This is a genomic window from Rudaea sp. (assembly GCF_036560865.1).
Lineage (GTDB): Bacteria > Pseudomonadota > Gammaproteobacteria > Xanthomonadales > Rhodanobacteraceae > Rudaea.
This window is the reverse complement of the sequence record NZ_DATBQK010000056.1, coordinates 26,206-32,827: the sequence shown is the minus strand read 5'-3', so window position 1 is coordinate 32,827 and position 6,622 is coordinate 26,206. Positions and strand designations below refer to the sequence as shown.

The window sequence follows — 6,622 nt, the reverse complement described above, 5'->3', positions numbered from 1 at the left end:
TCCAATGACGACCGTGACGTTCGCGAGCGTGAAATCCGGCGTCGAATGGCCTTCGATCGGGTCACTGATCGGCGTGCCGTTCACGTCTCGCCCGCACCTTCGTCAGACATGCCCCGCGTAGCCCGCGAGGTTGGCGATGCTCGCGCCGACCAGCGCCGCGGCGGCTTCCCAGCGCTGCTCGAGCGGGGTCTCGAACAGGATCTCGTCGCTCGAATGCGTCGTGAGCCAGCTGTTTTCCTTGAGTTCCGCCTCGATCTGTCCCGCGCCCCAGCCGGCGTAGCCGAGCGCGACGAGCGCGCTGGCCGGGCCGCGCCCCTCGGCGATCGCAACGAGCACGTCGCGCGAGGTCGTCACGCAGAGCGCGTCGGACACCTGGTACGACGACTCCCAGCTGCCGTGCGGCTTGTGCAGGACGAAGCCGCGCTCGGGTTGCACCGGGCCGCCGATCAGCACTGGCGCATCCTCGACCTCGGCCAGGTCGGATTTCAGGCCCATCTGCGCGAGCACGTCGCCGAGCCGGTATTCGGACAGGCGATTGATCACAATGCCCATTGCGCCATCCTCGTTGTGTTGGCACATGAAAGCCACACTGCGCACGAAACTCGGATCGCGCATATTCGGCATGGCGATGAGGAAATGATTGGTCAGCGCGGTCATTTCGTGCATGCGCGGATTGTACAGGAGCAAGGGCCGAGGGCTTTTCAAAAGCAGGGCTGAGGGCTGAGGGCTGAGGGCTAAAAGCATCCGGCATGTAAGCGCACTGCTTTTCCGCCCTCAGCCCTAGGCCCTCAGCCCTAGCCTTCAATCAATGCGTCTTCAACACGTCGCCCGGCTGAAACTCCCAGGTGCGCGTGATGTACAACTCGTCGTAGTCGGCATTCTTCGGCACCGGCGGAAACGGCGCCGAGAGCTGAACGATGCGGATCGCCGCGTCGTCGAGCAGCCGGTAGCCGCTCGACTGGATGATGTCGACGCTGAGCAGCGAGCCGTCGTGCCTGATCCCGGCGGTCAGCATCAGGATCAGGGTCTTGTTGTCCTGCAACTGGCGCCGGCGCGCCTCGTCGGGATAGTTGAGGTTGCCGATGCGCTCGATGCGCGCGACCCAGGCTGCCTGGTACGCCGCATCCGCGGCTTCCCGGGTATTGGCCGAGATGAATTTCTTCTTTGGCCGTTTCGCATAAGTCTGCGATTCGCGCTGCAGTTCGTCGGCGAGGCGCGCCATTTCAATGCGCTTCTCGGTCAGCGCGCGCGGATTGGGTTGCGGCGTATCCGGTTGTTCGGGCCGCTCGACCTGGGTGCGCACGGCGAACGTGGATTTTTTTTGCGTCAACAATTCGCGCTCGCCCGGCGTCTGCGGGATTTTCTGGCCGGTTTCCACCGGCATCGGCGCGATGCCCGGCGTCGGCTTGGGCAACGGCGCGGAGACCGCTTCGGTCGGACGCAGCGCCTTTTCGCTGTTGCCGCCGCCGCTGTTGTTGGCTTGCGCGAGAAAATCCGCATGGTCGGGTCTTTGCCCGGTCGCCGATTGCACCAGGATCACGTCCAGCGCGGGCAGGCGTGCCGCGGGCTTGACGTACTCGAACGTGAGTCCGAGCGCGAGCACCGCATGCGCGATCACCGAAAACAGCAGGGTCACGCTGAGGCGTTCGCCGGCGCCGACGGCAGCGCGCGAACTCACCGAGTTGCGGTCCGTGCCGCCGAGCGCTCGATCGCATCGAATAGCTGGCCTGCGATATTCAGCCCGAACTGCGCGTCGAGCTCGCGGATGCAGGTCGGCGACGTCACGTTGACTTCGGTAAGCCAGTCGCCTATCACGTCGAGGCCGACAAAGCGCATACCCCGCGCGACCAACTCAGGTCCGACCTGCGCGGCGATCCAGCGATCACGCGCGGACAGGGGCACGCCGACGCCCTTGCCGCCGCGCGCGAGATTGCCGCGGAACTCGTCGCCCTGCGGCATGCGCGCGAGCGCGTACGGCACGGGCGTGCCGTCGATCAAAAGTATACGTTTATCCCCGGCACTGATTTCCGGGATGAATTTCTGCGCGAGCGCGAACGCCTGACCTTCGCCGGTCAGGGTTTCGAGAATCACGTTGAGGTTGGGATCCTCGCCGGAACTCAGGAAAATACTGCGTCCGCCCATGCCGTCGAGCGGCTTGAGCACAACCTTGCCGTGTTCGTGGGCGAAGCGCTTCAATTCGGCGACGTCGCGCGCCACCAAGGTCGGCGCGATGCACTGCGGGAAATGCAGGGTGAACAATTTTTCGTTCGCATCGCGCAGGCCGCGCGGATCGTTGATCACCTGCACGCCGGCGTTCTGCGCGAGCTCCAGCACCATCGTGTCGTAGAGGAACTGCGCGTCGAACGGCGGATCCTTGCGCGCGAGTATCAGATCGACCTTGCGCAGGTCCTGCCATTGTTCCGGGCCGAGCGTGAACCAGTCGTGCGCATCCTCGCGCACGGCCAACGGCGCAGCATGCGCCCACGGCACGGCATCGCGCAGCGCGAGGCTGCCCTGGGTCAGATAGAGCAGGCGATAACCGCGCCGCTGCGCTTCGAGCAGCATCGCAAACGTCGAATCCTTCTTGATGTGAATGGCGGCGATGGAGTCCATCAGCACGGCCAGGGTCGTGGTCATCGAGCGCTGCCTGTGGTAGTCGGTATCGAAGTGTAATCCGCTGCGCATTGCCGTAGCGAAACGCGGCGCCAGTGTACAAGCGCGAGCCCGGTGCCCGCCGTGCCGTGGCCGCGACGTGCGACAATGCATACGTACCTGCGCCGGACAGGGCCTTGAAGCGTGATGGCATTCACACGTTGCCCGACCAACGCTGTCTATACTAACCGCGGCTTTAGGGGGCTGGTCGAACCGCGTGTACTTGGCACTGACGATGCATGAAAGTGTGTCGAGTCGCGGGCAGCTGTGCCAGTATGCAAACAGGCGTTTCGCTTGACAGGGCTGCGAGCTTGAGTTTAAACAACGCCTTTGCTCCATCGTTCGCACTTTCTGCGCGGCATCGCCCTGGGGCGATTGCCGGGGAATCGGACTTTGCCTGTCGCGGTGAGGAATCTGCCGGCGGCGATGGATCGTGGGTTGGAGGAAGGCGCGTGGAAGAAGCAGCGAGCAGCAACGGGTTGACGGGTTTGCGCGTCATGGTCATCGACGATTCGAAGACCATTCGCCGCACGGCGGAAATGCTGTTGAAAAAAGAGGGTTGCGAAGTCGTTACTGCGGTCGATGGATTCGAGGCTCTGGCCAAGATTTCCGATCAGCGGCCGCACATCATCTTCGTCGACATCATGATGCCGCGGCTGGACGGCTATCAGACCTGCGCCCTGATCAAGAACAATCAGACCTTTCGTGCCACGCCGGTGATCATGCTGTCGTCCAAGGACGGGTTGTTCGACAAGGCGCGTGGACGCATTGTCGGCTCGGAACAGTATTTGACCAAACCATTCACGCGCGAGGAGCTGCTCGGCGCGATCCGGCGGCACGTCGTCGAGCGCCAGGCTTGAGTAAGGCTTTACGAGAACTTCAGGGCGTTGGAGCACAGGGCATGCCGCATATTCTGATCATCGACGACTCGCCGACCGAGGTGTTGGTGTTCAGCAATCTGCTCGAGAAGAACGGCTTTCGCGTCAGCAGCGCCAGCAACGCCGAAGAAGGCATTGCGCGGGCGCGCAGCGAGCGGCCGGATCTGGTGATCATGGACGTGATCATGCCGGGCATGAACGGATTCCAGGCTACGCGCACGCTCAGCCGCGACGATGCGACGGCGAGTATTCCGATTCTCATCGTGACGACCAAGGCGATGCAATCCGACCGCCTGTGGGGACTGCGCCAAGGGGCGAAGGATTTTCTGACCAAGCCGGTCAATCCGCGCGATCTCATTTCGCGCATTCAAAGCTTGCTGCCGAATTGAGGGAAGAGCGCACCGCGATGAACGACTCAGTCAACCTTGCCGCGCTGTCGCCGTTTGAAGTGCTGCTCGACTATGAGCGGCGCAGTCTGGCGCATGGCGCAGGTGCGCCCGAGCGCATCGATGCGCCCGGTCTCTGGCGCGGCATCGGTTTCCGCATCGGTGAGCGCTATCTGGCCAGCAGTCTGGCCGAGGTCACCGAGATCCTCGCCATGCCCACCCTAGCGCCGGTACCCGGCACGCAATCCTGGCTGCTGGGCGTCGCCAATGTGCGCGGCAACCTGATTGCCTTGGTCGATCTCAGGCAATTTCTGACCGGCGCGCGCAGCCTGCTGTTCGAGACCAGCCGCGTGCTGGTCGTGCGCCAGCACGGCGGCAGCGTTGGCCTGCTCGTGGACGAGGTGCTCGGGCAGCGCAATTTTTCGCCGGAGCAAGCCATACCGCCGCTGGTGCTGGACCATGACGATGCGAATTACGCCCGCTACGTGGTCGAGAACTACGCGCTGGGCGATGCGCAATGGGGTCAATTCAGCATGGCGGCGCTGGTACGTGCGTCGGATTTCACGCGCGCCGCGGCCTGAGCCGCATGCACTTTGCAGCATTCCAGAATCAATGATTTCGCGATGAGGTGATGGTCGATGAGTACAGGGGCGGGCAGCGGTAACGAACGTGCGGGAGGTGGCAATGGCCTGCTGGTGGCGCTATTGGTCATCTGTCTCCTTGGCGCAGTGGTCGACTTCGTCATGTTGGCCATCAACGCCGGCCAGGATGCCAAGGCCGGCGCGGCGGTGACACGCGTACAGGTGCTGTCGCAGCAGCTGGCGCGCCAGGCGAACGACGCCGCCGGCGGCAACATCGACGCTTTCGGCAGTCTGGCGCAGACGCGCGGCACGATCGTGAATCTGCTCGGCGGGCTGAAGAAGGGCGATGTGCAGGCCGGCACCCACGGCTACGCGGACGAACGCGGGCTCGCGGCGGATTTCACCGCGCTCGATCAAGCCTGGGCGCAGCTCGACGCGGACGTGGGCAAGGTACTCGACAGCCAGCAGCAGGTGCTCGGCACCGCGGCTACCAGCGACGATTTCAACCGCAAGACCGCCGTGCTCAATTCGCGCATGGACGAAGTGGTGAAGATTCTGACCGAGCGCAACGGTTCGACCAATCAGGTCATGGTCGCATCGCGCCAGATGCTGTACGCCGACCGCATGCAGCGCCGCGTGCAGTCGATCCTGCAGGGCGGCGAGGATTCGCCCACGGCGGCTGCCGGCTTGCAGCGCGATTCGCAATTCTACGGCGTGGTGCTTGCCGGCCTGATCAACGGCAATACCGATCTGGGCATTCGCGCGATGGACAATCCGAACGCGCGCGACATCCTCAGCGACATCAACAAACAGTGGATCGATCTGGCGCCCGGCGTGACCAAACTGCTTGAGGCAGCGCCCAATCTGCAGCAGACCAAGCAGGCCGCCGACAAGGCCTCGATCGACAGCCAGACCCTGCTGTTCAAGGCCGATGCGCTGTCCACGCATATCGACGATCTGCCGCAGAAGCGACCGTTCCCCAATCTGTTGATCGGTCTGGCGGCGGCATTGGCTGCGATAGTGCTCGTCGGCATCCTTGCGCTGAAGCTCTACCGCGATCAGGTCAAGCGCTATCAGCAAAGCGACGAAGTGAATCGGCGCAACGAAGGCGCGATTCAGCGCCTGCTCGACGAAATGGGATCGCTCGCCGACGGCGACCTTACCGTCAAGGCCTCAGTCACCGAGGACTTCACCGGCACGATCGCCGATGCGGTGAACTACGCCATTGAAGCACTGCGTTCGCTGGTTACCACGATCAACGAGACCTCGGTTCACGTCGCCACCGCGACCAACGAAACCCAGGCGACGGCGATGCATCTGGCCGACGCGGCGGAGCACCAGGCGCAGCAGATCACCTCGGTGTCGGCGGCGATGAACGATATCGCGGTTTCGGCGACGGACGTGTCGAAGAATTCGACCGAGAGCGCCGACGTTGCGCAACGTTCGGTGCAGATCGCCGCCAAGGGCGCCGCGATTGTGCGCCAGACGATCGCCGGCATGGATTCGATCCGCGACCAGATCCAGGAGACCTCCAAACGCATCAAGCGCCTGGGCGAGTCCTCGCAGGAAATCGGCGCGATCGTGGAATTGATCAACGATCTGGCCGAGCAGACCAATATTCTCGCGCTCAACGCCGCCATCCAGGCGGCCTCGGCCGGCGAAGCTGGCCGCGGTTTTGCGGTGGTCGCCGACGAGGTGCAACGTCTGGCCGAACGCGCCTCGGGTGCGACGCGGCGCATCGAAACCCTGGTGCAGACGATTCAGGCCGATACCAACGAGGCGGTGACCTCGATGGAACAGACCACGACCGAGGTCGTCTCGGGCGCGCGTCTGGCCGAGGACGCCGGCCTGCAGCTCGGCGAGATCGAAAAGGTCTCGACCGATCTTGCCGAGCTGATCCAGCACATTTCTCAGTCCGCACAGCAGCAGTCGACCGCTGCGGCAAAGGTATCGACCACGATGAACGTGATTCAGGAGATCACGTCGCAGACTTCGGCGGGCGCGAGCCAGACCGCCGAATCGATCGGCAACCTCGCCCAGCTCTCCGCCGATCTACGCCGCTCGGTGGCCGACTTCAAGTTGCCGGATTGATGAGGGCCAACGCCCGGCGCGCAAGCGCAGTGCA

7 protein-coding genes are annotated in these 6,622 nt (G+C 63.7%); 4 read left to right on the top strand and 3 right to left on the bottom strand.

The genetic code is table 11. From position 1 onward, the window contains the following. Positions 1 to 102 precede the first annotated feature (102 nt). The 3 genes from VIE67_RS06480 to gshB all read right to left on the bottom strand — a co-directional run bounded on the left by VIE67_RS06480 (position 103) and on the right by gshB (position 2,637). Positions 103 to 666 carry a YqgE/AlgH family protein gene (locus tag VIE67_RS06480; protein ID WP_414707302.1) on the bottom strand — a complete coding sequence of 188 codons (564 nt, stop codon included), beginning with the start codon at positions 664 to 666 and terminating at the stop codon, positions 103 to 105. Between the two features lie 139 nt (positions 667 to 805). Next, a complete protein-coding gene (locus tag VIE67_RS06475; protein ID WP_332024442.1) occupies positions 806 to 1,678 on the bottom strand; it encodes an energy transducer TonB in 873 nt (290 codons plus the stop codon). Beyond that, positions 1,675 to 2,637, bottom strand: coding sequence for a glutathione synthase (gshB, locus tag VIE67_RS06470; protein WP_332024440.1), 963 nt, complete (start codon positions 2,635 to 2,637; stop codon positions 1,675 to 1,677). The genes VIE67_RS06475 and gshB overlap by 4 nt, the downstream gene beginning before the upstream one ends. A 512-nt stretch (positions 2,638 to 3,149) precedes the next feature. On the opposite strand from gshB, the gene VIE67_RS06465 reads away from it, so the two are divergent. Genes VIE67_RS06465 through VIE67_RS06450 form a run of 4 tightly spaced genes read left to right on the top strand, consistent with a single transcriptional unit; the run spans position 3,150 to position 6,588 of the window. Next, positions 3,150 to 3,512 (top strand): response regulator, encoded by a 363-nt coding sequence (locus VIE67_RS06465; RefSeq protein ID WP_332024446.1) that lies wholly within the window; start codon positions 3,150 to 3,152, stop codon positions 3,510 to 3,512. Between the two features lie 41 nt (positions 3,513 to 3,553). Continuing rightward, positions 3,554 to 3,919, top strand: a complete 366-nt coding sequence (locus tag VIE67_RS06460) for a response regulator (protein ID WP_332024437.1) — start codon at positions 3,554 to 3,556, stop codon at positions 3,917 to 3,919. 17 nt (positions 3,920 to 3,936) lie between these two features. Beyond that, positions 3,937 to 4,497: a chemotaxis protein CheW gene (locus tag VIE67_RS06455; protein ID WP_332024435.1), complete on the top strand. Its 561-nt coding sequence runs from the start codon at positions 3,937 to 3,939 to the stop codon at positions 4,495 to 4,497. Between the two features lie 57 nt (positions 4,498 to 4,554). Continuing rightward, on the top strand, positions 4,555 to 6,588 hold the full coding sequence (locus tag VIE67_RS06450; RefSeq protein ID WP_332024433.1) for a methyl-accepting chemotaxis protein: 2,034 nt from the start codon (positions 4,555 to 4,557) through the stop codon (positions 6,586 to 6,588). The last annotated feature ends 34 nt before the right edge of the window (positions 6,589 to 6,622 follow it).